This window comes from Bacillus sp. 05T31, from assembly GCF_056396725.1.
Genome location: NZ_JBFTMA010001367.1, coordinates 1 through 463 on the forward strand (window position 1 = coordinate 1; position 463 = coordinate 463).

Annotated in this window: 1 protein-coding gene; it reads left to right on the forward strand. The window is 40.9% G+C overall.

What is annotated here, in order from left to right; all coding sequences use genetic code 11:
• Positions 1-463: 3'-5' exonuclease (locus tag AC1DJR_RS33335; RefSeq protein ID WP_477004604.1), on the forward strand; the 463-nt coding region annotated here is incomplete at both ends.

The window sequence follows — 463 nt, forward strand, 5'->3', positions numbered from 1 at the left end:
GCATTAACTTAACTCGTAGCTATCGTTCAACAAAACCGATAATTGAATTTACACGGGACCTCGTACCTGAAGGAAAGAACATTAATGCATTTGAACGTGACGGTGAAAAACCTACAGTAACTAAAGTTTCGGATTACAGTGAGCTGCATGAGCGTATCACTTCCAAAGTTGCTGAACTACAAAAACAACAGCACAATACGATCGCAATTATATGTAAATCCGCAGCTGAAAGCGCCGCTGCCTACGAAGCACTTAGTCATATCGAGAATATTAAACTTGTGAAAAGTAACTCAGCCGAGTACGAGCAAGGCATCGTCGTTATCCCTGCTTATTTAGCGAAGGGTATCGAATTTGATGCTGTTATTATTTATAATGCAAGTGATGAAGTATACCAAGATGAGAGCGTTCGTAGATTGTTCTACACCGCTTGTACGCGGGCGATGCATGATTTRCAGCTTTATAG